The sequence below is a fragment of the Paenibacillus sp. FSL L8-0644 genome (assembly GCF_038008165.1).
Taxonomy (GTDB): Bacteria; Bacillota; Bacilli; order Paenibacillales; family Paenibacillaceae; genus Paenibacillus; species Paenibacillus polymyxa_D.
This window is the reverse complement of record NZ_JBBOYN010000001.1, coordinates 1,757,257-1,781,288: the sequence shown is the minus strand read 5'-3', so window position 1 is coordinate 1,781,288 and position 24,032 is coordinate 1,757,257. Positions and strand designations below refer to the sequence as shown.

Here is a 24,032-nt window from a genome sequence, read left to right as displayed (position 1 = left end):
GACACTATTCTTTATGTAGTATTCGCTGTCTTTTTGTCGAATCCTGCTGATCACAGGAAATTTTATTACATTTTTTCATAAAATCATGAACCATATCAAAGTATGGTACAGAATGTCTATAATATTTTTATCGACCGGAAAGCCAATTATTATTAGCCCTAGTTGAGAAATTTCGCAAATTTTTGACCATACAAGCTTGATTTAAGCTCCACTGTCATATACTTTTGAGCAATAAAAGTGAAACTTTTATTAGCAACTAAGGTCCTGGTTCTTTATTCGCATTTATACTTGTTCACCTGATGCTCTTTATGATAAATCCAGAAAATCCATTTGTCTCAGCGCTTCATATACGATAATTGCAGCGGAATTCGACAAGTTTAGAGATCTTACTTTATCAGACATAGGCATCTTGATACATGTATCTGGATTAGCAGCTAACAATTCAGGAGGCAAGCCTTTCGTTTCCTTACCAAATACCAAAAAATCTCCATCCTGAAATGCAATATCACTATACCGCTGATTTGCTTTGGTCGTCGCATAAAAAAAGCGACCTTCCTGATATTTCTCCTGCACTTCAGCAAAAGACTCGTGATATTCAATGTGGACAGCGTACCAATAATCAAGTCCGGCGCGTTTTAACGTGGCATCGTCGGTACGGAAGCCGAGTGGCTTCACCAAATGCAGATGAGTTCCGGTTGCAGCACACGTTCTGGCAATATTCCCTGTGTTGGCCGGGATTTCCGGCTCGACAAGCACAATATGTAATGGCATCTCGTTTCGTTCCCTTCATCATTAAATTCATCAGACAAATAACCTACAGTTTAACCAAAGTGTATACATTGAAAACATACACATTCTTCTATTTTAACAAAATCAGACAGATATGAACATCAAACGACAAAAATTTCAACCCACACCACTAAAAGCCTTCCCCTATACACATTCAGGGAAGGCTCTACATTTACTTTTTCGATTTCAAATATCGTGTATCGAAATATATGTCGACGTAATCAACTGTTACGTTGCTTGAATCCGTCCATAAACTCGGCTAATGCTTGACAGTTCTCCAATGGAACAGCATTGTAGATCGAGGCGCGAAGCCCTCCTACGCTGCGATGTCCCTTCAGTCCGATGAACCCGGCCTGTTCGGATTCCTTAATAAATTGTTTTTCCAGATCCCCATTCGCAAGGCGGAAGGTTACATTCATAATAGAGCGATCAGCGCTGTCCACACAACCACGATAGAAGCCTTCGCTACTGTCAATACGGTCGTATAGCAAAGCAGCCTTCTGCTGGTTCACACGCTCAATACCTTCCAAACCGCCTTCTTCCTGAATCCATTTCAGCACTTCATTCACCATGTATATGGCAAAAGATGGGGGGGTATTGTAGAGAGAGTTATTTTTTTCATATGTGCTATAACGCAACATGGTAGGAATATTGTCCGGTGAGGAAGTCAGCAACTCTTCACGGGCAATCACGACCGTCACACCAGAAGGTCCCAGATTTTTTTGTGCGCCAGCATAAATCAATCCAAATTGAGTAACATCAAAAGGCTTGCAAAAAATATCACTGGACATGTCCACAATCAATGGTACGGAACCCGTATCCGGAAATTGCTTAAATTGTGTACCTTCAATCGTTTCGTTGGACGTCATATGCACATAAGCAGTATTCTCAGGCAAGTCCAAGGAATCCACATTCGGAAGACGCATGTACTTCTCATCAGCAGAGGATGCAGCAATATGAGCCTTGCCCAGTAGCTTGGCTTCTTTATATGCCTTGTCCGACCAGCTACCTGTCATTACATAGCTCCCAGTCTGTCCTTCGCGCAAGAAATTTAAAGGCAGCATTGCAAACTGCGTACTTGCGCCCCCTTGTAGGAATAACACCTTGTAGCCCTGTGGATTGCCCAGCAGAGATAACAGACGTTCCTGCGCCTCATTATGAACAGATTCATACACAGCTCCACGGTGTGACATTTCCATGATCGACATCCCTGTTCCCTGGAAATCTACGAATTCAGCTTGTACACGTTCCAGTACTTTGAGCGGCAATGCCGCTGGTCCTGCATTAAAATTGTAGGCTCTCTTACTCAACAAATTCCCATCCCTTCTCTACTCTGGTGTGGATATTATCGCTATGATAGCAGTATTCATAAATGCGTTCAAGACTTGTATAAAAATGTTTTCAATTTCATTTATGATGTGACAGAGTTGTGAATGTTAACATATTTAACATCTTTATTCTGTGATTTTCACTTTAATATTAAAAGGTCCCCGGCATAAGACCGGAGACCTATTTTGAATAACAAGTGTTACCCGTAAGCTAATGTTTTTTATTCAAAGCAGCTATGCTATCGACTTATTAGCAGTCGAAATACAGGCTGTATTCGTGTGGATGAACACGGATGTTCACCGATTTAGCTTCAGAACGTTTGAGCTCTACATAGTTATCAATAAAGTCCTTCGTAAATACGCCGCCTTCAGTCAAGAATTCGTAGTCAGCTTCCAGAGCGTCCAGAGCCTCATCCAATGAACCAGGTACGCTACGGATTTTACCTTTTTCAGCATCAGACAGCTCGTAGATGTTGCTGTCAAGTGGACCATATCCCAATTCGATTGGGTTCAGTTTGCGCTTGATGCCATCCAGACCCGCCATCAGCATTGCTGAGAAGGCAAGGTAAGGGTTAGCCGTGGAGTCCGGTGTACGGAACTCGATCCGACAGCCTTTAGGAGTAACAGCTGCTACTGGAATACGTACAGCCGCAGAACGGTTACCTTTGGAGAATACCAGGTTAACTGGTGCTTCGTAGCCAGGAACGAGACGTTTGAACGAGTTGGTGCTTGGGTTGGTCAAAGCGATCAACGCAGGTGCGTGGTACAGAATACCGCCAATGTAATGAAGAGCCATTTCGCTCAGATTAGCATAACCACCTTTTTCGTAGAACAAAGGAGTGTCCCCATCGAAAATAGATTGGTGAACGTGCATACCGCTTCCGTTATCCCCAAAAATCGGTTTCGGCATGAATGTTGCCACTTTACCATATTGACGAGCTGTGTTGTGTACAATGTATTTATAAACGAGCAGGTTATCTGCTGTTTTCTTGAGTGTATCAAAACGGAAGTTGATTTCCGCTTGGCCTGCCGTAGCTACCTCATGGTGATGGCGCTCAATTCTCAGACCTGCTTCTTCAAGCAAACGGCACATTTCGCTACGGATATCTTGTTGGGTGTCTACTGGCGCTACAGGTACATATCCGCCCTTCACTCCCACTTTAAAGCCCAGGTTGCCGCCTTCTTCCTTACGGTTCGTGTTCCAAGCTGCTTCCTCGGAATCTACGAAGAAGGAGGAGCTGTTCATGCCGCTTTCGTAGCGTACATCATCAAAGATGAAAAACTCGGACTCAGGTGCAAAAAATGCTGCTGTGCCCACTCCTGCCGATTGCAGAAATGCCTCAGCCTTTTTTGCGATGCCGCGAGGATCGCGGTCGTATTTTTCGCCGTCTGGCGTAGCAATGTCACACAGGATATTCAGTGTAGGATGCTGAGTGAAAGGGTCGATAAAAACCGCTTCTGGATCGGGCAGCATAACCATGTCGGATTCCTCAATGCCACGATAGCCGGGAATGGAAGAACCGTCGAAAGCAACACCGTTAACAAATGTCTCTTCATCTACTTCGGAAGCTGGCAATGAAATATGGTGAGCACGACCAGACAAATCTACAAAACGAAAATCTACCCACTCAATATTATTTTCCTGAATTGTTTTCAATACGTTTTCAACGGACATGTCTTCTTCCTCCCAATTTTTCCGAACATTAAGTCTTATACAACCCTGAAATGTTCATGATCGAATGTTTTTTTCTGTCGTCATTATAAATCTCAAACATGACACGGGTCAATAGCTATGTAAGGTATTTTTTAAACTAATGTTAGATATGCTTACGCCCCTGATAACATTTGAATAGCACAAAAAGCCCGAAACATCGGGCTTTTAGGCAATTTAAATCTCATTACTGCGTTGCAGCAAAACTTTTATGCATTAATGTTAAACATTGGTTTTAAGCAATGGTAGTAGGCGTGTGAAATGTTTTCCCCACAGCAGGAGCCAATATTTCCAAATCTTTTAGCAAATCTGAAAATTGATCTGGGAACAGGGATTGTACGCCGTCACCCGTCATCGAGTTGTCAGGGTCTGTATGCATCTCAATAATTAAACCATCCGCTCCGGCAGCGACCGAAGCCTTCGTCATAGGAACAACCAGTTCACGTCTACCTGTGCCATGGCTAGGATCGGAAATGACCGGCAAATGGCTCAACTGTTGCAAAACAGGGATCGCGGACAAGTCGAGCGTATTTCTAGTGTAGGTTTCGAATGTACGAATACCGCGCTCACACAACATAACATTCGGATTGCCGCCTGCCAAGATGTACTCAGCAGCATTCAAGAACTCATCATAAGTCGAGCTGAAACCGCGCTTGAGCAATACTGGCTTGCCGCAAGTACCCAACTTACGCAGCAGATCGAAGTTTTGCATATTACGTGTACCTACTTGCAGGATATCGGCATATTCCGCACAAATGTCTACGTATTCAGGTGTCATAACCTCTGTGATGGTCAGGAGGTCGTGCTTTTGGCCTGCCTCAGCCATCATGATCAAACCTTCTACACCAGTTCCCTGGAAGCTGTAAGGCCCTGTACGCGGCTTAAAAGCACCTCCACGGAGAACTTGCGCCCCTGCTGCTTTGACCAATCCCGCAATTTCATCTATCTGTGCAGCAGACTCAACGGCACATGGTCCACCCATAATGACAAGCTCGCCCCCGCCGATATTTACACCTTTAATAGAGATAACCGTATTTTCCGGATGAAAATCACGGCTAGCCAATTTGTAGGACTTCGATATTTTAACCACATTTTCTACGCCTTTCATTTGACGCAGATGTTCAGCCAGCTTGGGCTCTACGCTACCAATCAGTCCGATGATCGTGCGATCCGATCCCCGTGATACATGAGCCTGCAATCCTTCTTTCTCAATAACTTCAACAATAGCTTGAACTTGCTCTTCAGGTGTTTGAACACCAGCGATAACGATCATTTCTTTCTTCCTCTCTATGAAACATATTTTATTAACCAGTAATAGATTGATATTATGACACTTAGACGCTTGTTCGCTTTTAAGCTTTTATTCGTTAAAGCAACTATACCTGTTTTAGCTATACTCGTCAAGGTTTAATTATCCCGAATTATTCAATATTCAAACTTAGTGAAGCTACCGGATAATATCTATAAATTTAAACGATTGAAAAGCCGCTATCCGGATGGTTGTATCCGAATAACGGCTGTAATCAATTGCATACTATTTCATCGTTTTTGACTTCTCTCGTACAGGAGGCAGCAGTTTTTTCATATCTATGGTTCGCTGAATCTCCCACGTATCCGGGTTAGCCGCATCATACTGCTCCAAATACGTAATAACCTCTTTGGTAATCAGTGTCGGCGTTGAAGCCCCAGAAGTCACAGCCACTTTGGCTACGCCCTCAAGCCACTCTCTCTTCAGCTCGGTTACATCAGAAATACGATAAGCTGTTGTACCAGCAATTTCCTCCGACACCTGAGCCAATCGGTTTGAATTGTTACTGCGTGGATCACCGACAACGATCACCAGGTCCGCCTGTCCAGCTTGCTCAGCTACCGCTTCCTGACGTACCTGCGTCGCCAAACAGATTTCATTGTGTATCTCAGCACCCGGGAACTTCTCCAGCAGCTTCTTCATAATGTGCTTGATGTCCCATTGGCTCATGGTCGTCTGATTCGTGATAAGGATTTTGCCAGCTGGCAACGTAAGGCTGTCGATCTCTTCTTCCTTTTCAATCAGATGAACATGGTCAGGAGCAATACCGATAGCTCCCTCCGGCTCTGGATGATTCTTTTTGCCAATATAAACAATCTGGTAGCCTTCGGCAGACTTCTCCCGAATCAGATCATGCGTTTTTGTGACGTCAGGGCAAGTCGCGTCTACCGTAGTCAGCCCCTTGTCTCGTGCCAGCTTGCGAACCTCTGGTGATACGCCATGAGCAGTAAAGATAACAGTGCCGCTCTCTACCTGGCTTAAAATCTCCATACGGTTCGGACCGTCCAGTGTAATAATCCCTTCGTCTTCAAAGGAATTCGTGACATGACTGTTATGCACGATCATGCCCAATATATAAATAGGCCGGGGTAAGTCCAGATTTCTGGCTGCCTGACGAGCCAATACCATGGCATCGACTACGCCGTAGCAGTAACCCCGGGGCGAAATTCTGAGTACTTCCAAAATGAGCCCCCGCTTTCTTCGACACAGTATACAGCTCCGATAACTCGGTAGCTGTGGGCATCCAAGCCTTTACCGGCCAATTCTATGATGTAGTTGCCTTCCTATTATAGCCTATTCCAAAGGCGCGGAAAAGCTGACCGGAAGCCAGATGACAAATGTCGTTCCTTCTCCTTGACGCGTAACCACTTCCACAGACCCGTGATGTTCATCAATAATCCACTTGGCAATAGACAGCCCCAACCCAATTCCCTCTGTCACCCCGCGCGACTCATCTGCCCGGTAAAAGCGGTCAAAAATAAAGGGAACCTCACTCTTGTCCATTCCAATGCCCGTATCGCTGATCCGTAGCCCCACCTGTCCTTGATAAACAACGGCATCAAATCGGACCGTGCCTTCAGGTGTGTATTTGAATGCATTATCAATGAAAATGAATAGCATTTGCTGTAAATAATCCTTGCTCCCATCCATATAAATACCATTCAGCAACGAAAAATCTCCCACATTCCATTCGGCCGTTCGCTCTAAAAACTGAGCACGACGGGCAACCTCACTTACAAGGGGTTCCAGCGCAACGGGAGTCTTATCGAACGTTTTCCCTGTGTCTGCTCTCGCAAGTGACAACATATCACTCACCAAACGACTCATCCGTTTGCCTTCATCTGCCATGTCATTTAATGCCTCCATAGAAAGCTCACGAATCATCTCTTCATCCATATTCGGTCGCTCTCCTGGTTCGGTAGTCCACATTTTGAGCAAAAAATCAACGTTGCCACGGATCGTCGTTAGCGGCGTACGAAGCTCATGGGAAGCATCAGCCACAAAACGGCGCTGTGCACCGTACGCATCTTCCAACTCCTTGTAAAACACCTCTGTACGCCCCAGCATGTTGTTAACTGTCCCGATTAATTGTCCAATTTCATCTGGTGGTCCGTCATATTCAATCCGAACACTCAAATCATTACTGGATTGAATCTGATTTGCCCCCTCAATTACCTTGACCAGCGGCTTCATAGACTTGCGAGCCAGAAAGAGACCTGAAGTCGCAGCAGCAAGTAATGCAAACAACGAACCATATACAAGCACATTTTGCAACCTGTTCATGAGTCGATCCTGAGAGCCCGTGAATTGTCCTACCTGTAGCAACCCGACTACCAAGCCCAACTCCTCGGACTTAATGGGCTGTTGGTAAATCATAAAGGTATCCCCATTTACGTTCACACGCCGGATTCCCTCATTTTGAACTGCTCCTGTCGCTGTAGATGGAACAGGGAAGGTGATATTGAGGTCTTTCATGTTTTGGGTGGTTTTGGTAACACCTGATGTATAATTGTAAATTTGTACATATAGCTGTGAATCATCAATTCCACGTTCTTGCACTAAACCCAAATCCAGATTGGGGACTTCAAATAACCCCCCTTTAATTGTAAGCAGTAGCTGCTTGTTAATCCGTGGCGCCTGAGTCGTAAGCTGACTTTTTACTTCATTGTATGTGTAATAATAAACCAGTCCGTAAATAGCCAGACCAAAAATGACAAGCACTATAGCCAAGATGCTCGAATACCAAGCTGTCAGCCGCCACCGAATAGACATATTACACATCACCTCTTAAAATGTAGCCAGCTCCCCGAATTGTACGAATGAGACGTTTACCGCCATCCTGCTCCGTTTTTTGTCGTAGCATGGCAATATATACTTCGAGCACATTCGATTCTCCGCTATAGTCATAGCCCCAAATTTTGTCCATAATCAGATCACGCGACAGAACACGCTTCGGGTTTTGCATGAACAAATGGAGCAGTTCAAATTCTTTGGCCGTCAGTTCCAAGCGTTTGCCGCCACGAACCACTTCACGGGATTCGTTATCCAGTTGTAAATCCTCGAAGGTAAGTCTATTTCCGTTATTGCCCTGTTGTTCGGTTTTACGCCGCAAAAGCGCTCGCACTCGTGCCAGCAACTCCTCCAGAGCAAACGGCTTGACGAGATAATCATCGGCCCCTAGATCCAAGCCTTTAACCCGATTCTCAACCTCATCCTTGGCTGTAAGCATTAGGACAGGTACCGTGCTCCCCCCCTCCCGCATGCGACGGCATACCTCAAAACCATCGACTTGCGGCATCATTACATCCAGCACGACTACATCAGGCTCAGCTGTCAGCATTTTATTTAATCCCTCTGCTCCATTGGCGGCTGTCAGCACTTCATAGCCTTCAAATGCCAGCCCTCTGCGCAGCATGGAAACAATTTTTTCATCGTCATCAATGATCAAAATAGTAGAACGCATACACGATCGAACTCCTTTATCTCTTCTTTTCCCTCTATTGTAGCAGGAGTACACGCGCGTAGCATCTTGCTACTTCATACAGCAAGAAACGGAAGGGATCTTCCTTCCGTTTCTTGCGTGCACATGTTCATTTTTGTAAAGTTATCATCTTATTGCTGGAGCGTCGAGCTAAAGTCATTTTTGTTGCCAATTTTCAGTTGAACATCTTTTTTCTGCCCAGCTCGTTCGATGTTAAGCGTCAGTGCTGTACCCACTTTTTGTTTTTGAATGAACTGGATCAGCTCTTGTGATGTGCTATAAGGCGTGCCATTGGCTCCGATAATCACATCGTAAGGACGCAGATCAGCCTGATAAGCTGGTGATTTGTATATAATATCCCGCACAACCGAGCCTTCGGTCAGGGTTGTTCCCAGTTCTTTGGCTACTTCAGGACTCAAATTTAACAGACTTGCACCAATGAAAGGTACAGGTTCTTTAGGGATAGGCTGGTTATTTTTCAGCTTATCGACGACTTCCAAAATCGTATTGGACGGAATCGCAAACCCGATTCCCTGTGCGTCTGCACTAACAGCTACGTTCATACCGATAACTTGCCCTTGCAGATTTAACAGCGGTCCGCCAGAGTTACCAGGGTTAATGGACGCATCCGTCTGAATGAGATGCTTGTATTGCGTCGGTTTTCCAGTTGATTCACTATTAATGGTGATCGTACGTTCTTTCGCACTTAGCACCCCGGCTGTTACCGAATGCTCAAAGCCTTCAGGGTTGCCAATTGCGACCATCCACTCGCCGACTTTAGCGTTATCGGAGTCACCCAAAGTTACTGTCGGAAAGTTATTTTTGCCTTCAATTTTAAGTACCGCCAAATCAAGATCAGCATTTTTGCCCAAGACTTTGGCTTCGTAAGGCTTATTAGTTCCCTCTACTGTAACCTGAACCACACTCGCCCCTTCAACAACATGGTTATTGGTTAGGACGTAACCCGATTTATCAAAAATAAAACCGGAACCAATACCAAGCGGAGTCAGCTGTCCGCTGTTGCTACCTTCATTTTCATTACTGTTACTGCTACTGCCACTGTCACCATACTGATTACCGAAAAAGTATTGATACAGCGGGTCATTGTAATAAGGGCTGCTTTGTCTGCCGCTGCTGCCACTGGTTTGTTTGGCAAGCGTTTCGATTTTGACGACTGCCGGTCCAGCCTTAGCCACAACAGATTGAACATCAGCGGTACCTGAAGGCATCACAGCCGGAACTGCGCTTGGAGTCGAACTGGTTGTTCCCGAATTAGTCGTTTCTCCGCTTTCAGCTGCCGCCGAAGTCAACGCCGTCTCGGGTGTGAACATATTTGTTCGGTCAGCTGTATACATCAATACCGTAATGACCAGCATCCCGGCCAAAAAAGATAAGAAAATTGTTTTCACCTGCGACTTGGGCTTATTCGGTTTGAATTGCCAGTTGCCGCCATTTCGACCCGAACCATTCTGTTGCTCAGGCATAGCACGATGGTATGAGGGAGGAAGGGGTCTTACTGCCTGCGGTGGCGTGATCTCAACATCTTTTTCCACCGACTGCCCTTCCTTACGTTGTCCGTCCGATTGAACTGAAGAAAAAGGGCCGTAAGAATAATAATATGAGGAACCGTTCGAATCGTTTTGCCGAGTTACGTTATCGGTATCAACCTGATCGTTGTCGTTCCGGCGTCCGGAGTTATTATTTTTAAATTCGTCCATTGTATATCTCCTCCCAAACCCTATGCTTCAAGGTGGTGTTGTTTAACTGACTTTATTTTGCACTTTAAACCTTAATTCCACCTTAAAAACAATTAAAAAGGAGATAAAACCTTAGACCTATTTGTACCTAACCACTTTTACTCAAAACGAAATGCCCCGGATATAATCCGGAGCATTATCGATTGTATATGCTTTTTTATTTCGTGTTAAAGTTTTCGTCGAACTTTTCATTCGGTGTTTGAGCATTGTTTTGAATTTTGTTGCGACTAGAGTTTTGAACTTTTTGTGCTACTGCACCTGTACCGCCTTGATCTGTTGCAAATTCTTCATCATACTTCTCATTTGGTGTCTGGAAGTTGTCTTGAATTTTATTTTGTTCAGACTGCTTTACCTTTTGTGAAACAACACCTACCGTATTGTCTTGTGCAAATTCCGCTTTGAACTGATTTCCTGTGCTTGCATTGAAGCCTTTGTTCGTGAAAGAACTTCCGCCTTGATTTGGCATAATTCTCAACCTCCCAGTATGTTTTGTGGGATAAACTCATCCCGCAACATAGTATGTGATGTTGGAAAAAACAATATTCAAGGATTATATGGAAGCATCCAGTGTCGCGGTCGGAATGGTTTTATGCGTTTCTATCGCCTTTTGGAGCGATTTCACCATCTTTTCCGTACATTTTCCGTTACCTTTTTTTATAATTTGAACATCCACATCTTTCTTGCCCCATTCAGAATACACCTGCCGGGTTGTTTTAAAATACAAATCAATTTTATTGCCCTTAATCGCAGAACCTGTATCTGCTACAATCCCGTATCCATAACCAGGAATGTACAATATGCTTCCCAAAGGAAACGTTTTGGGATCAGCCGCAATCGTAGACAGCGTGTTCTTGTCACGACGCACTTTTACACCGGAATACGTAATACCGTAACCGGGATGACTTGGCCGTTTGCCAGTCGATTCATAGCCTGCTGTATATCCTGTTGCTGTGACCGTCATGGTCGTAATAACCTGCTCTTCACGTGGAGCTAAAACAGGTGTGGACTGCCATTTCTTATGCTGGACCGGTTCTTTGTGACCGTAAACTTCATTACCGGGCAATACCAGACAGGTTGCGATTAGCACGGTTCCCAAAATCCGTTTCCATACCAACATGGATCTCATAAAAAACCTCCCCTTGAGGCAAAGGCTTTCCAGAAATCCATTGGTTTATACGAACAGATTATTATTTTTGAACATCCTGACCTGGATAAAATCTGCTCAGCTTCACTTTATCTTCAAAAATATGCAGGAGTGTCCGCACTATGGGGGTGTGCTCATCGTCTGTATGCAATATAATGGAAGCAGGAGAAATCGAAATAAGGGTGCTCACGATTCGATCCTCGACCTCCATTTCCAGTTCAATGCCTGGCATCTCGACAATGATGTCATCTGCATCGGGAGTCGGTATCGGCACCATGGCACTATCCAGAATCGTAAAATTATGTCCGCCTTGGTGAAGTACGTGTACGAGCGGAACTTTGCTTTCCTGAAAAAAAACAAAATATTTAAGCAACCCCATAAATTCTTCGTATTGCCGATCTGCCCAGAATTCTTCCATGGCATAGTCGACGATTTCTTCAAGCTCTTTTTTATACGCATGGAGCCTAAATTGAATCAGTCCTTCCAAATTGATCACACGAAGCTCCTTAAAATCCTTCTCCAGGAGAGTGGTCAGCTTACCATGACGCTTCAAACGACCTCTCGGGCCATCATCGTTTAACAGTGAACGAATCATACTGCGAATTTGCTCTGTATCCTCTTTCTCCAGCAGCGAACAGGCTTTGGTGAGAATGAGATTAAGCAGCCCCCACTCCTTGACCTCGATAATATAATCCGCTATTGCCGAAGACATGATGCTGTATACACAGGGGAGAAAGCTTTCAAACGCCGAATTGCTTTCTGTGCCCTTGCAGGTCCATGCCACTTTGTTGTCCAGCTGTCTGAAAGTGAATCGAAATCCGCGCCGTGACATATGTAGTCCCTTTGTTCTACTTTTGACCACTTCGTAAAACCGGTCGGGTTCCTGATCTCCGTCTGTATTGGTCCACACTGTAAACAGTTCCATTGGCTCACTCCTTTCGATCACTGCTTTCAGTATATGGCGGCCTCTGAAGGGTTATACGAAGTGAACGACTGGAAACAGAAAGACATAGTCAAAAGAGGATGATCAGGTTTCAAAAAGCCGGTTGGCGTGTTATAAACAATTACTGTGGTATAGGAAAAAAACGAAAGACGTTTGAATATTTAGGGTGGGGTATGTTAAGGTTAAATTAATATGAATTTTTCACAAGAGGGAGGAGATAAGATGTCAACGATGCTGAACATGCTGCGTACATTCATGATCGTCATATTGAGCCTCGTTCAGATTTTGTCCCTTCCTGTGACGTTTCATGCGGAAGACACTACTCAATCCCTTCAGTTTACTGCGGGATCTTCTCTCCTGTCTCATGCTGATGTTTCCTCGTTAGAAACCGATTCTCACGGTCTGGAGCACCATCCCAAACCAGCTATACGCAAATCCTCCCCTTTACTTCATCTGGTGATCGCTGCGGCCAAATCACTTCCCTTTGTCATTTTGATGGCGTTTGTGCTGCTATTGAGCATCCCTAAACTACGTCTGCCTTTTATTCCTGTCATTTGCAAACTAAAGAAGCAATTGTACTTGTTCCCCATCAAATTTACCTCTAGTTATGTGGCTTAACCTCCCTTAAGCATGCACATCACTACATTTGCATGTCTATTTGTTAACCGTTCCCAATAAGTGTAATACGTTAAGTATATTTATCAGGTTTTCTATGTTAATTTATAAAATTTAATACAAAAAGAAAGTTTTCATGTCACTCCCAAAGCATGTGATTTATTTCCCATACCATTCATTTAAATAACGTATCGTACAGGAGGCTTTACAAATGGATATTCGAGAGTCTATTTTGCCAGGAATCGGGATTAAGTATCGAATAGATGCAGAGAGTGGCGACCGAATTGTCATTATTATTCATGATGATGGCAGGCGTGAGTTGTATCACTTTGATTACGAGGATTTGGAACAAAGTATTTCTATGACAACCCTGAATGATCAGGAAGCACGATTGGTAGCCTCCATCATCGGGGGTATGACATATAAGCCGAAACAGCTTGAAAGTGTAGAAATGACGTTTGACGATTTTATTATCGAATGGTATAGAGTGGAATCTCACTATGCAAGTGTTGGCAAATCCATCGGTGAGCTGGATATTAGACAAAATTCGGGAGCCACTGTTATTGCCATTGTGGAGAAAAAGGGAATGAAATATGTAAATCCTGGTCCTGAAGTGATTATTAACGATGATGCCATTGTAGTTGTTGTTGGGGAACGCGATCAGCAAAAACGCTTTAAACAAATCCTTATGAACGGAAGCGGGTGATTGGATGGATCATCTGGTATTTGAGGTTGGATTGGCTATTGCTCTCATCGCTGCAGCCGGACTTATTTCCTCCAAACTGCGCTTCTCGGTCATCCCTTTTTATATCCTGATCGGAATGGCAGTTGGACCGCATGCGATGGAGCTATGGCATTTTGATTTTCGCTTTATCGAAAGCGCCCCTTTTATTGATTTTATGGGAAGAATCGGAGTGCTGTTTCTTCTCTTCTACTTGGGTCTGGAGTTTTCAGTAGGTCGGTTAATTAAATCAGGCCGCTCCATTGCCGTGGGTGGCACCATTTATATTGGCATCAATTTCACACTGGGGCTGGCTCTTGGCTTCCTGAGCGGCTTTCCTGTAGCAGAAACACTGGTTATCGCCGGAATTACAACCATATCATCCAGTGCTATTGCTGCGAAGGTGCTGGTAGATCTCAAGCGGACTGCCAATGCTGAAACTGAAATGATTTTGGGCATTATTATGTTCGAGGATGTTTTCCTCGCCGTATACATCTCCATCCTCTCCGGATTGGTTCTTAGCGATTCATCCTCGCTCGGGGGTGTACTGCTATCAGCGCTAATCGCGCTTGGCTTTATGCTTGCAGTCATTATTATCGGTCGTAAGGCCGTCCCTCTGTTAAATCGGTTTCTCCGTATTCGCTCCAATGAGGTATTCGGACTTGTTGTTTTCGGCTCCCTGTTTCTGGTGGCTGGTTTTTCGGAAACGATTCATGTGGCGGAAGCTATCGGCGCCCTGTTAGTCGGTCTCGTACTGGCCGAAACGGAACATGCCAAACGGATCGAGCATTTAATTGTTCCTTTCCGCGATTTCTTTGGCGCTCTGTTCTTTTTCAGCTTTGGGCTATCCATTGATCCACTGTCCCTAGGAGGAAACGCGATATGGCTTGCGCTGGCAGCAGTCGTTCTCACGTTATTTGGGAACATTTGGGCAGGAATGTTGGCTGGGCGTACGGCCTCCTTATCTCCCAAAGCGTCAGCAAATATCGGCCTGACCATTGTGGCACGGGGTGAATTTTCGATTATCATGGCCAACTTGGGTAAAGAAGGTGGTTTACTTGATATTGTTCAACCTTTTGCAGCCATCTATGTACTCATACTGGCCATTCTTGGACCACTTCTCACAAAGCAGTCAAAACCTATTTTTAATATGTTAAACAAAATATTCAAGTTCAAGGACCCCCGCCTACGAAAAGAAGAAAGTAACTCGGCGTAACTGTAAAGCTGGATACGACAATCCATAGGAGGGAAGGCTATGCCGCACGCTATTAAACATGCCGAAACTCTATGAGGCGGCTTGTGAAGCCCGCTTCAGAAGATGCGAGCAGGTTCCCTGTCTTTTATACGGTGATTGGCGGAATTACGGCATCCGTCGGTCTGGAATTGTTTTTGCATCCGCATGATATGATCGCTGGAGGCGTCACGGGGATCTCCAGACTCATGTCGCTTTATACACAAGAGCATTTTGGGTTATTGCTATTCGTTTTGAACTTGCCACTCATGCTGCTGTATTCTTTATCCACTCACAAACCCATGCTGCTCCGTGCACTACCCGGCTTGTTCGCCTTTTCAGGCTCAGCCATCATTCTTTCGCCTTTTCCGGCAGTGAGCGGCCATCCGGTCGTATGTGCTTTGGGCGGCGGAATCTGTATCGGTCTTGGCGCAGGACTGGCAGCTCGTCACGGTGGTCTGCTTGATTCACTAGGACTTAACGAACCAGGCGATGGCCGTCCATCCACATTGTTGCTAACACACCGCAAGATTCCGTTAATACAGATTGTTATGCTATGTAACGGTCTGCTGCTCATTACAGCTGGCTTTGTGCTAGGCTGGGAGCCAGCTCTATATTCAGCCTTATCCTGCCTCGCCGCCTACGAAACGACCCGGCTGATGTTTACCGGTCTGACGCGTATGGTTTGTGTTGTCAGCAAGAAGCAGCCAACCGTCGAGGATGCTATATATCGCAGGTTGCGTATACACAGCACGCCTGTTGAAGGCTCTGCCCAGATAGAGGGCAAGATCAAAAGCGAATCTGAGGATAAAAAAGAACAAATGGTCATCGTTTACAGCGTTCATCTGTTGGATTTGCAGCGCTTTAAGGCAGTCATCCAAATGGCAGACCCGCAAGCTGAGATCATGTATATGAAACGATGGAAAGCATAGCAAAGTAACACATCAAAAAAACGCTTATCTGCACTAATCTATGTATAACGATTAGTACAGATAGGCGTTTTGTAATGAACACTATATTAACGGATATTAATTCTGCATGATAAAATCATGTTCAATACTGCTGGCACTGTCAAAAGTACGAATAATATCATAACGGGTATTACGCTGTGCCGGAATGTGACCCGTCTCGCGGATCAACTGTAAAATGGATTCAATGTTAACCTTATACGTTGCGCCTGCAGCGGAAACTACGTTTTCCTCAATCATGGTGCTACCAAAATCATCGCAACCGTAGTACAACGATTTTTTACCGATTTCAGGTCCCATAGTTACCCATGAGGATTGAATATGCTTGATGTTATCCAATACAAGACGACTGATCGCAACGGTCTTCAGATATTCCTCCGGCGTCTGACGTTCCTTCTTCAGGTTGGTATTGTCTGGCTGGAAGGTCCAAGGAATAAAGGCCAAAAATCCTTCAGAATTATATTTGTTTTCAATGCATTCGTCCTGAGCATCACGAACACGCAACAAATGCAGCGCACGCTCCTCCATCAACTCGCCAAAGCCAATAACCATCGTAGCAGTCGTGTTCATCCCAACCTTATGAGCCGTTTGCATGACATCCATCCAATCACGCCAAGAGCCTTTGAGACGGCTAATTTTGCGGCGTGTGCGGTCATCCAAAATTTCTCCACCTCCGCCCGGAAGCGAATCCAATCCAGCTTCATGAATGGCGCGGATTGTTTCTTCCATAGAAAGACCAGATTTCTCCTTCATTTTGTGAATTTCAGCTGGCGAGAAGGAGTGCATCGTAATATCGGGAAAACGCTCCTTGATACCTTTCAGCAAATCGGTATAATAACTGAACGGCAGATTCGGGTTCACACCGCCTTGCATTAGAATTTCGGTGCCACCTACTTCCTGCGTTTCCTTGATCTTCTGAAAGATCACCTCATCCGGCAAAACATAACCTTCATCAGAACCTGGTCTACGATAAAAAGCGCAGAAGCGACAGTATACGTCACACACGTTTGTATAGTTAATATTTCGTCCGATAACGAAGGTTTTAACGGGATCGGGATGCATGCGATTCATGACTTTATTCGCCGCATGACCGATTTTTTCTACCTCGTCTGATTCGAACAAAGCAACGGTATCCTCTAAATTCAGGCGTTCGCCGCGTAGGGCTTTATCTAAAATATGGTCGATTACACTCATGGTGTATCCTCCTTCGCTGTCACAGGGCGACGAAATGAACGACAGGACTTATGAACGAGAATGCTTTCACAAACCTGCGTTCGAACCCTGCCGTAATGTATGTTCATGACTAGCCTTGTATGTTGTCTGTGCTATTTAGCATAGTAAAACCTAATGATAATACTAACATATCTTTAGGTAAGGAACCATACTTATTCCCGCTTCTTTCTGCTTTTCACCTAGGAAAACAGGCAACTGCCAAGCTTATCTCAACGTTGCATATAGCCAAAAAATAAGAAAACAGAACTGAAAAGTGTCTTTTTTCACACTGTCGTTCATGTTATTTTATAGAAAACAGCAAGCCTCCTGAAATACTGGAAACTTGCTGTTTAGTACTGTACATATTTGCTCTCAGCGTGAAAACGACAAAGATGCTGCGGATGTGCTAACGCTCTAGCGCAGCGCCTCATCCAGATCACTGATCAGGTCGTCAATATCCTCCAAACCTACGGAGAAACGGAGTAGTCCGTTCGTAATCCCGCGCTCCAATCGTACACTATGGGGCATAGCCGCATGTGACATCATCGCCGGATACGACAAGATGCTTTCCACAGCTCCCAGACTCACCGCTACAATTGGAATACGTACGCGACTGAGGACTTCTTTTGCACGCTCACCAGAACCCACATCAAAAGATATCACTGCACCATAACCGCTGGATTGGCGCTCATGAACTTCACGCCCTGGATGATTCTCCAGACCCGGGTAGTATACCGCCTCAATGTCGTTGCGCTCGTTCAGCCAGTTAGCGAGCTTCGCTGCGCTCTTTTCGCTGTGAGCCATACGAGCCTCCAGTGTCTTCATACCGCGCATGAGCAACCATGACTCCTGCGGAGCCAACACGGTACCCAGTCCATTTTGGAGCTGCTTGATTTGTCTTCCCAACGATTCGGTACGTGCTACCGCAAGTCCTGCCAGCACATCGCTGTGTCCGCCCAGAAACTTGGTCGCACTGTGCAATACAATATCAACTCCCTGCTCAATCGGACGTTGATAATAAGGTGTCATAAAAGTATTATCCAATAACGTTAAAAGCCCGTTGTCCTGTGCCCAAGAAGTTATTCCTGCCACATCGGTAATTTTGAGTGTCGGATTGGACGGAGTTTCCATATATACAGCCCTTGTATTCTCCTGCAACGCATCTTTCACAAGGTTGAGGTCCGTCATGTCGACGAAGGTCGTTTCGATATTCATCCGTTTCAAAATGGAGGTCAGCAGTCGATATGTTCCTCCATATACGTCCTCGGAAACAATGACATGATCTCCAGCAGACAAGAGCATAAATGTAGTAGAGATGGCCGCCATACCTGATGCAAAGGCAAAACCGCACGCCCCGCCTTCTAATAAAGCGATATAATCCTCCAAAGCTTGTCGTGTCGGATTACCTGAACGGCTATAGTCATGCTGTGGAGGATTAAAAATATCGTGATGGTGGAAGGTAGAAGCTTGATAGATCGGGACGCTCGATGCCCCCGTAACGCTGTCAATTTCAGAGCCAAAATGCAGCAGCTTGGTAGCGAACTTCCGCTCTTTGTTCAGATCCTGCCCGATCCTCCTCGCATCCTCTATCATTGCAGCTCTCCTCCTTCTACTTCTTGACGTGCCGCTTCCAACGCCGAACGTAAATCTTCAATTAGGTCGTCTGTATGCTCAATGCCTACGGAGAAACGCAACAGCCTGTCATCTACCCCGACTGCATCCCGAATTTCTGCTGGTATGTCCGCATGTGTCTGCACAGCGGGATAGGTCATTAACGATTCCACACCGCCGAGACTTTCCGCAAACGCAATGAGCTTAATGTGACGAAGCAAAGGTTCCACATAACGAGCATCCTTTACTTTAAAGGAAAAGATACCCGTATTTCCGCTGGATTGTTTATTTTGAATCTCACGACCTGGATGGCCTTCTAGAGCTGGATAAAATACTTCCGCCACAGCCGGATGCGTCAGTAAATAGTTAGACAGCACTGTTGCATTATGCTCGTGTCGGTCCATACGCAGCGCTAACGTCTTCATGCCCTTCATTAACTGGTAGCAATCGCTTGGGGAAAGCACTGCCCCTATGGAATTGTGCAGGAATGCAATTTCAGCTGATAGCTCTTTGCCTTTGGTTACGATCAACCCTGCCAGCACATCGTTGTGTCCGCCCAAATATTTGGTTGCGCTATGTACCACAATATCCGCGCCCAGTTCCAATGGCCGCTGGAAATATGGCGTTAGCAGCGTATTATCTACAATGGTAAGCAACTGATGTTGTGATGCCCATTTAGCCACCGCTCGAATATCAGTAATCATCATTAACGGATTTGTAGGCGTTTCTATGAATACAGCTTTGGTATTCGGTCGACATGACTGTTCGAGCGCTTCAAGATCGTTCGTATCCACATAACTGGCTGTCACACCAAATTTAGACAAAATATGCTCCAGCAAACGATACGTCCCGCCATACAGATCCAGCGATACTATGAGATGATCTCCCTGTCCAAACAATGCAAATACCGTTTGCAGCGCCGCCATACCTGAGCTGCATGCAAAGCCTGCATCACCCGATTCAAGTGCAGCAGAAGCCTCTTCCAGTACCTTTCGCGTGGGATTGATCGTCCGAATGTAATCAAATCCTGTGCTTTGACCCAGACGGGGATGGCGGAACGCCGTAGATTGGTAAATCGGGTAATTAACAGCCCCGGTTACTGGCTCTTCTACTGAACCGATTTGTGCCAATCTACTTTCGATTTTCCACTGTTTCTCACTCATATGAATCCTCCTGTTAACTTCCATAGTGGGTGCTATAACCAATCCTGCAAAAATGGATGTCAAAGACTATACTGCTGCGCTACTGCAAGGTGATACTCTACAAAGGTAAACTACATGCTCCTTTTTTAAATCTGGGGCCCGATATCATAAGGTGTTTCTTGGTATACATAATAGTTCAGCCAATTCGAGAATAATAAATTGGCGTGCGCCCGCCAAATTGAGGGGGGGGTGCGCTCAGGATCATCATTAGGAAAATAATTTTTGGGGACTTCAATATCCATTCCTTTGGCTACATCGCGGTCGTATTCCCATTTCAGTGAAAGCGGGTCATATTCAGAATGCCCAGTTACAAAAATTTGTTTACCGTCAAGCGTGGCTACGAGGTACACTCCAGCTTCTTCGGATTCGGATAAAACTTCTAATTCGGCGATATGATCAATATCTTCCCGACGAACCTCCGTATGCCTGGAATGAGGAGCATAAAACAGTTCATCAAAGCCGCGTAACAATTTTACTTTAGGTTTAATCACGGTGTGTGGAAATACACCGAAGCATTTGTAGTCGAGCCCATATTTAGGGACATCGAAATGATGGTATAAGCCTGCCTGTGAGGCCCAACAGATATGCATGGTCGAAGTTACATTCGTTTTCGTCCATTCAAAGATTTGCCGGATTTCCTCCCAGTAGTTCACATCCTCAAACTCAAGCTGTTCAACCGGGGCTCCTGTAATGACCATGCCGTCAAAACGACTGTTCTTGATCTCGTCAAACGTTTTATAGAACATGTTCAAATATTCTTGCGATGTATTTTTGGATACATGAGACTTCATATGCACCAGCGTGACATCCACTTGCAACGGCGTATTGCCGACCAGGCGCAACAGTTGGGTTTCCGTCGTTTCCTTTGTAGGCATTAAATTCAAAATGGCGATACGCAACGGACGAATATCCTGATGATAAGCCAAGCTTTCATCCATTACGAAAATATTTTCGCCCTCCAGCACTTCCTTAGCAGGTAATGTGTCTGGGATTTTAATCGGCATGTAAACTCACTCCTTGTTCGGTAAGTTTTGCGAAAATCGTCTTGTTGAGATGCCGGGCATATAATAAAAAGACCTTTCTCTGGTTAGAGAAAGGTCATATTTGTATCCATATGCGCCTCTCTCATCTGTCAGGGCAACGCGCTTTGTACAAAGCGCGCGTCCTGCAAGAATTAGCACCGTGCGATTAAAATCGCCGGTTGCCGGGTATCATCGGGCTAGTCCCTCCACCTGCTCTTGATAAGATTTCGCTATATTCATTTTGGGTTCACAAAGTTCTTGTTGTTCACTTTAATGCATCGGCTGGGCTTCGTCAAGATGGGACTTGCAAATTTGTAACCTGCATTCACATTTTGTCTACCTTTTCCATAGGTTAAATCATATCCCTCCTATCGCTGAAGCTCTTGCCACTACTGTTGATTTTGCCCATGATTTTGCGCTTGAAAGGCCGTAGGCCGAGCGTTATACTATACAAGTGCTATTAGGCAAAAATATGGAGCAGTAGTGCAGACTTGAGTGTTTCCTGCGATACTGTGGCAATCTAAAAAAAGAACATTTGAGAGGTGAATCCGGAATGGAAGGCGACCCGAGTCCGAATAGGCGGCGATCCCTGAACAACAGCATAGGAATGACTTCAGCTTGCCGAAAGACGGGACGCCAGGCTCTGCATGCTCCAAAAGCCTCCGGCTTTTGATGAGAGTGCACGCTTACCCGCACCGGCTAACTGGCTAACTGAGTCCATTCCTTATGCTTAAGGTAAACGTATTTCCGTTACGGCGGAGCATAAGGAGTGACGTATATGAAAATCCGTTTGGTCAACAACGGGGTTTTTACCCCTGTCGAAGAAATTGAAATGGCGCTTACTGCACCGGCAGAAGGTTTTTATTGGATTGATGCCGATGTCGATGATTTGGCAGTGCTCCAGCCTTTATTTTCCATGCATGATCTTGCAGTAGAAGACTGTTTGAGTGAAGAAGAACAGCGTCCGAAGATTGAAATTTATGAAAGCCATTATTTTATCGTTGTAAATAGCATTCGTTTTGATGATGAAGAAATATTTTTGCGAGCTTTGAACATTTTTCTCGGCCGCCATTTTATCATTACGGTGACCAAGCAGAAAATCAATGAGCTTCGTACCCTCAAGCCTATGCTGTGGGAGCAAGAAGTCAGCCAGCCTGACCGTTTTATGTATCTGTTGGTCGACTTAATTGTTGACAACTATTTTCTGGTTGGTGACCGGATTGAGGTCCGCATTGAAAAGCTGGAAGAAGATATTCTAATGCATACGAAAAAGTCGCATTTGAACGAAATCATCGGCTTACGCAGTGAGATTCTGTGGCTGAAAAAAGTGTTGGGCCCGCAAAAAGAAGTCATCAATACCCTGAACAAGCGGGATTTGCGGCTCATCGACGATCAATTGCAAAAATATTTTAGCGACATTTATGAAAATGCTGTGAAAATTTCGGAGACTTTCGAAACTTACCGCGACTTGATGGGTAACCTTCGAGAAGCTTATCAATCCAGTATCGCCAACCGTGCCAATGAAATTATGCGTGTGTTTACAGCAATTACGACCGTATTTATGCCATTGACGGTCATTACCGGAATATATGGGATGAACTTCGATAATATGCCTGAGCTTCATACACGTTATGGCTATTTTGTCGTCATTGGTATTATGGTGGCATTAGGCGTCAGTATGTTCTGTATTTTCCGTAAGAAAGACTGGGTTTAAAAATAAAAGGGGAAAAAGTATCAAATTGGATACTTTTTTCTATTTTCAAGCTTGGTCATAAAAAGCAGCAGCCGTGTCCTGTGAGGAACTGGCTGCTGCTTTTTAGTATGTTGGACCCTGAATATACTTTAATACCCAGCTTTATCCAACTAGTTCTATATTATCCAACATGTCGGCCGGGTACCTGCTGATGACGAAACCGTATACGGATCAGACGCAGACGCTCATAAATCTGATCCAGTCCTGTTTCGGTTGCCTTTTCTTCCCCATACACTTTCAGCATGACGGGCTTGAGCAACGTATCCCCCAACTCTTCATAAGCAGACCAGATAGCTGCCTGCTCCGCCTCAGATACATTCACCAATTCCTTGTGGATCAGCTTGTCCATATCAATACCATCTCTATCCAAATGCTCCACAGCTTCAATCATCTCTCTACGATGCAAACCTGTCTTCATTCCGATATGCTCCAGTGAAAGACCGTCCGAAATGCCTTCAATAATCGTTCTAGTTAAGCTGAATTTGTTCAGCTCCTGCCTGTACTGGTTCTCTTTTTGCTTGTATAACCATGACAAAAAAACTTCTTCTTCCAGCGTCTCTGCTACCCAGTTCAACGGAAATGGCGTGGTGCGGTCATTTTGTGTCGTAATAGCCAATAGCTCCGTCCCATATTGCGACACCTTACCCTGACCCATACCAGGCAGCTCCAACAGTTCTTCTTCGGTATGGGGAAGATAAACGCTAATGAGTCGAAGCAATCGATTCGTAGCGATAAAATAAGGTGCTTTTCGTTCCGTTGCTGCTTTTTGCCGTCTCCACATCGTCAATTGCTCATACACTTCATCACGTGGAAACAAATCACTGTAGCAATACAGCTTTTGCAGCGTTTGTCCTCGTCCTGATGATCCTTCTTGCTCATGAAATACACCATGGATTAGGGGCCTGTAGCCCTCAGCCATTTTGAGCGCCAGCTCATGACGGTATACATGCAGTAATTCCTGCCACAAGCTTCCCTCATACCAAAGGTCGTCTATACTTTCATCCGGGACATGGTGTGTGCTCCAGCCTGCACTCCATTCCCCTTCATGCTGCCCAATCCATACCTGAGCAAAGTCCTCATAGCCCTGTTCATTCCGTTTGGACAAGCGATTTAAAAATACTATCTCCATGATTTCTTCCTCCCTCATATCGTTGAAAGACAGTCCCGCACAACACAAAAACGCAAAAAAAAGCACCTATCCTGCGTATTCGCAAGAAAGGTGCTTCCCTTTTTGA

At 45.0% G+C, this 24,032-nt stretch carries 21 protein-coding genes and 1 riboswitch; of the genes, 5 read left to right on the top strand and 16 right to left on the bottom strand.

What is annotated here, in order from left to right:
* Positions 1-306: 306 nt before the first annotated feature.
* The 11 genes from trmL to NSS94_RS07990 all read right to left on the bottom strand — a co-directional run bounded on the left by trmL (position 307) and on the right by NSS94_RS07990 (position 12,444).
* Positions 307-771, bottom strand: a complete 465-nt coding sequence (gene trmL, locus NSS94_RS08040) for a tRNA (uridine(34)/cytosine(34)/5-carboxymethylaminomethyluridine(34)-2'-O)-methyltransferase TrmL (protein WP_029516514.1) — start codon at positions 769-771, stop codon at positions 307-309.
* A 239-nt stretch (positions 772-1,010) separates the two neighbouring features.
* Positions 1,011-2,102, bottom strand: a complete 1,092-nt coding sequence (gene serC / locus NSS94_RS08035; protein WP_029516513.1) for a 3-phosphoserine/phosphohydroxythreonine transaminase — start codon at positions 2,100-2,102, stop codon at positions 1,011-1,013.
* A 265-nt stretch (positions 2,103-2,367) separates the two neighbouring features.
* Complete coding sequence (gene glnA / locus NSS94_RS08030) at positions 2,368-3,792, bottom strand: type I glutamate--ammonia ligase (protein WP_061829159.1); 1,425 nt, start codon at positions 3,790-3,792, stop codon at positions 2,368-2,370.
* A gap of 271 nt (positions 3,793-4,063) precedes the next feature.
* Positions 4,064-5,101: a 3-deoxy-7-phosphoheptulonate synthase gene (gene aroF, locus NSS94_RS08025; protein ID WP_340931754.1), complete on the bottom strand. Its 1,038-nt coding sequence runs from the start codon at positions 5,099-5,101 to the stop codon at positions 4,064-4,066.
* A 261-nt stretch (positions 5,102-5,362) separates the two neighbouring features.
* Positions 5,363-6,319, bottom strand: coding sequence for a 4-hydroxy-3-methylbut-2-enyl diphosphate reductase (locus NSS94_RS08020; protein ID WP_340931752.1), 957 nt, complete (start codon positions 6,317-6,319; stop codon positions 5,363-5,365).
* 111 nt (positions 6,320-6,430) lie between these two features.
* A complete protein-coding gene (locus NSS94_RS08015) occupies positions 6,431-7,909 on the bottom strand; it encodes a sensor histidine kinase (RefSeq protein WP_341039129.1) in 1,479 nt (492 codons plus the stop codon).
* A 1-nt stretch (position 7,910) separates the two neighbouring features.
* A complete protein-coding gene (locus NSS94_RS08010; protein WP_029516509.1) occupies positions 7,911-8,600 on the bottom strand; it encodes a response regulator transcription factor in 690 nt (229 codons plus the stop codon).
* A 149-nt stretch (positions 8,601-8,749) separates the two neighbouring features.
* Positions 8,750-10,336 (bottom strand): S1C family serine protease, encoded by a 1,587-nt coding sequence (locus NSS94_RS08005; protein WP_341039128.1) that lies wholly within the window; start codon positions 10,334-10,336, stop codon positions 8,750-8,752.
* Positions 10,337-10,532: 196 nt separating this feature from the next.
* Positions 10,533-10,841 carry a hypothetical protein gene (locus tag NSS94_RS08000; RefSeq protein ID WP_029516507.1) on the bottom strand — a complete coding sequence of 103 codons (309 nt, stop codon included), beginning with the start codon at positions 10,839-10,841 and terminating at the stop codon, positions 10,533-10,535.
* A gap of 84 nt (positions 10,842-10,925) precedes the next feature.
* Complete coding sequence (locus NSS94_RS07995; RefSeq protein ID WP_013309429.1) at positions 10,926-11,501, bottom strand: 3D domain-containing protein; 576 nt, start codon at positions 11,499-11,501, stop codon at positions 10,926-10,928.
* Between the two features lie 61 nt (positions 11,502-11,562).
* Positions 11,563-12,444 (bottom strand): putative sporulation protein YtxC, encoded by an 882-nt coding sequence (locus NSS94_RS07990; RefSeq protein WP_029516506.1) that lies wholly within the window; start codon positions 12,442-12,444, stop codon positions 11,563-11,565.
* Between the two features lie 240 nt (positions 12,445-12,684).
* Here NSS94_RS07990 and NSS94_RS07985 point away from each other — a divergent pair, with 240 nt between their 5' ends.
* The 4 genes from NSS94_RS07985 to NSS94_RS07970 all read left to right on the top strand — a co-directional run bounded on the left by NSS94_RS07985 (position 12,685) and on the right by NSS94_RS07970 (position 15,961).
* Positions 12,685-13,080, top strand: coding sequence for a hypothetical protein (locus NSS94_RS07985; RefSeq protein ID WP_029516505.1), 396 nt, complete (start codon positions 12,685-12,687; stop codon positions 13,078-13,080).
* A 208-nt stretch (positions 13,081-13,288) separates the two neighbouring features.
* Positions 13,289-13,783: a cation:proton antiporter regulatory subunit gene (locus tag NSS94_RS07980; RefSeq protein WP_029516504.1), complete on the top strand. Its 495-nt coding sequence runs from the start codon at positions 13,289-13,291 to the stop codon at positions 13,781-13,783.
* A 4-nt stretch (positions 13,784-13,787) separates the two neighbouring features.
* Positions 13,788-15,014, top strand: a complete 1,227-nt coding sequence (locus NSS94_RS07975) for a cation:proton antiporter (RefSeq protein WP_341039127.1) — start codon at positions 13,788-13,790, stop codon at positions 15,012-15,014.
* A gap of 83 nt (positions 15,015-15,097) precedes the next feature.
* The gene (locus NSS94_RS07970; RefSeq protein WP_029516503.1) at positions 15,098-15,961 is read left to right on the top strand and encodes a YitT family protein; all 864 of its coding nucleotides are present in this window, start codon (positions 15,098-15,100) and stop codon (positions 15,959-15,961) included.
* Between the two features lie 96 nt (positions 15,962-16,057).
* Here NSS94_RS07970 and mqnC read toward each other — a convergent pair whose 3' ends face one another.
* From mqnC to metA, 4 genes are all read right to left on the bottom strand, one after another.
* Entirely contained in the window at positions 16,058-17,191 is a 1,134-nt protein-coding gene (mqnC, locus tag NSS94_RS07965) for a cyclic dehypoxanthinyl futalosine synthase (protein WP_029516502.1), read from the bottom strand.
* A 432-nt stretch (positions 17,192-17,623) separates the two neighbouring features.
* Positions 17,624-18,802 (bottom strand): aminotransferase class I/II-fold pyridoxal phosphate-dependent enzyme, encoded by a 1,179-nt coding sequence (locus NSS94_RS07960; RefSeq protein WP_069012829.1) that lies wholly within the window; start codon positions 18,800-18,802, stop codon positions 17,624-17,626.
* A complete protein-coding gene (locus NSS94_RS07955) occupies positions 18,799-19,983 on the bottom strand; it encodes a PLP-dependent transferase (protein WP_341039126.1) in 1,185 nt (394 codons plus the stop codon). The genes NSS94_RS07960 and NSS94_RS07955 overlap by 4 nt, the downstream gene beginning before the upstream one ends.
* Positions 19,984-20,108: 125 nt before the next feature.
* The gene (gene metA / locus NSS94_RS07950; protein ID WP_039269776.1) at positions 20,109-21,026 is read right to left on the bottom strand and encodes a homoserine O-acetyltransferase MetA; all 918 of its coding nucleotides are present in this window, start codon (positions 21,024-21,026) and stop codon (positions 20,109-20,111) included.
* A 118-nt stretch (positions 21,027-21,144) separates the two neighbouring features.
* Positions 21,145-21,270: riboswitch (SAM riboswitch) on the bottom strand.
* Between the two features lie 552 nt (positions 21,271-21,822).
* Between metA and corA the strand changes: the two genes are divergently transcribed.
* Positions 21,823-22,758, top strand: coding sequence for a magnesium/cobalt transporter CorA (gene corA / locus NSS94_RS07945; protein ID WP_023987788.1), 936 nt, complete (start codon positions 21,823-21,825; stop codon positions 22,756-22,758).
* A 160-nt stretch (positions 22,759-22,918) separates the two neighbouring features.
* Here the strand turns inward: corA and NSS94_RS07940 are convergent, their stop codons facing one another.
* Positions 22,919-23,926: an HRDC domain-containing protein gene (locus NSS94_RS07940; protein ID WP_341039125.1), complete on the bottom strand. Its 1,008-nt coding sequence runs from the start codon at positions 23,924-23,926 to the stop codon at positions 22,919-22,921.
* Positions 23,927-24,032: the final 106 nt, after the last annotated feature.

Bases quoted from the DNA above. Each gene is read 5' to 3' on its own strand.
- trmL (WP_029516514.1), bottom strand. From the start codon at position 771: ATGCCATTACATATTGTGCTTGTCGAGCCGGAAATCCCGGCCAACACA.
- glnA (WP_061829159.1), bottom strand. From the start codon at position 3,792: ATGTCCGTTGAAAACGTATTGAAAACAATTCAGGAAAATAATATTGAG.
- aroF (WP_340931754.1), bottom strand. From the start codon at position 5,101: ATGATCGTTATCGCTGGTGTTCAAACACCTGAAGAGCAAGTTCAAGCT.
- NSS94_RS08015 (WP_341039129.1), bottom strand. From the start codon at position 7,909: ATGTCTATTCGGTGGCGGCTGACAGCTTGGTATTCGAGCATCTTGGCT.
- NSS94_RS08010 (WP_029516509.1), bottom strand. From the start codon at position 8,600: ATGCGTTCTACTATTTTGATCATTGATGACGATGAAAAAATTGTTTCC.
- NSS94_RS08005 (WP_341039128.1), bottom strand. From the start codon at position 10,336: ATGGACGAATTTAAAAATAATAACTCCGGACGCCGGAACGACAACGAT.
- NSS94_RS08000 (WP_029516507.1), bottom strand. From the start codon at position 10,841: ATGCCAAATCAAGGCGGAAGTTCTTTCACGAACAAAGGCTTCAATGCA.
- NSS94_RS07995 (WP_013309429.1), bottom strand. From the start codon at position 11,501: ATGAGATCCATGTTGGTATGGAAACGGATTTTGGGAACCGTGCTAATC.
- NSS94_RS07990 (WP_029516506.1), bottom strand. From the start codon at position 12,444: ATGGAACTGTTTACAGTGTGGACCAATACAGACGGAGATCAGGAACCC.
- NSS94_RS07985 (WP_029516505.1), top strand. From the start codon at position 12,685: ATGTCAACGATGCTGAACATGCTGCGTACATTCATGATCGTCATATTG.
- NSS94_RS07980 (WP_029516504.1), top strand. From the start codon at position 13,289: ATGGATATTCGAGAGTCTATTTTGCCAGGAATCGGGATTAAGTATCGA.
- NSS94_RS07975 (WP_341039127.1), top strand. From the start codon at position 13,788: ATGGATCATCTGGTATTTGAGGTTGGATTGGCTATTGCTCTCATCGCT.
- mqnC (WP_029516502.1), bottom strand. From the start codon at position 17,191: ATGAGTGTAATCGACCATATTTTAGATAAAGCCCTACGCGGCGAACGC.
- NSS94_RS07960 (WP_069012829.1), bottom strand. From the start codon at position 18,802: ATGATAGAGGATGCGAGGAGGATCGGGCAGGATCTGAACAAAGAGCGG.
- NSS94_RS07955 (WP_341039126.1), bottom strand. From the start codon at position 19,983: ATGAGTGAGAAACAGTGGAAAATCGAAAGTAGATTGGCACAAATCGGT.
- metA (WP_039269776.1), bottom strand. From the start codon at position 21,026: ATGCCGATTAAAATCCCAGACACATTACCTGCTAAGGAAGTGCTGGAG.
- corA (WP_023987788.1), top strand. From the start codon at position 21,823: ATGAAAATCCGTTTGGTCAACAACGGGGTTTTTACCCCTGTCGAAGAA.
- NSS94_RS07940 (WP_341039125.1), bottom strand. From the start codon at position 23,926: ATGGAGATAGTATTTTTAAATCGCTTGTCCAAACGGAATGAACAGGGC.